General features: G+C 33.7%; 1 protein-coding gene. It reads right to left on the minus strand.

Features of this window, described 5'->3' with window-relative positions; genetic code table 11:
* Positions 1-28: 28 nt before the first annotated feature.
* The gene (locus tag OZD61_RS00200; RefSeq protein ID WP_274979400.1) at positions 29-397 is read right to left on the minus strand and encodes a protein-disulfide reductase DsbD domain-containing protein; all 369 of its coding nucleotides are present in this window, start codon (positions 395-397) and stop codon (positions 29-31) included.
* Positions 398-716 lie beyond the last annotated feature (319 nt).

Below are 716 nucleotides of genomic sequence, written 5' to 3' on the forward strand. Positions count from 1 at the left end.
ACCAGCTTGCAAATGATTGTCCTTTCCTTCATTTCTCTCCTATTACGAAGATTTTAAACAGGTTCTTAAAGGGAAATAATACCATATCCTCATATACGTTACTTACAAACGTCTCTCTCCCTACTTTATCTTTATGTTCCTTTGGAATAGGCCAGTGAATATTTATATCTGATGCATTACCTTTGTAACTAATAGACGTGGGAAGGCCAAAATCTCCAGGATCTTTATAATATATGTGCCAGCCTGGTTCTACTGTAACCTTTATTGCACCTTTAAGAGTGAAGCTTGCTTCATTTATCTCGCCAATAAGTAAATCAAATTTTGCAATTTCCTCGTCAGCATATAGTTGAGTGCAAGAAAAAAATAAAAACAATATTAAATATATATGTATTTTCATTAAGGTAAATTTCTCCTTTTATAGAGAAAGTGATTTAGATTTTAATTGTTATATTTAATAGCATTATACAGATTATTTATTAACATAGCATTATGCTATAGCTAAACTGACTTACAACAATCTAAAAAACGACAAATTCGTCATTCCGCTACTTGTTAGCGGAATCTATGCCGCGAATGAATCCACAACTGTACGAACATTGTGATTTTGGCCCATAAGGAGGGTGTCATGCCAGTGCGTGACACTGGCATGGCTTTGTTGCATCACACTTTATGAGATGGTGATTTATGGTAAATTCATGTAACTATCTCAAATTTAG

The sequence above is a fragment of the Wolbachia endosymbiont of Drosophila bocki genome, assembly GCF_028982005.1.
GTDB classification, from domain to species: domain Bacteria; phylum Pseudomonadota; class Alphaproteobacteria; order Rickettsiales; family Anaplasmataceae; genus Wolbachia; species Wolbachia pipientis.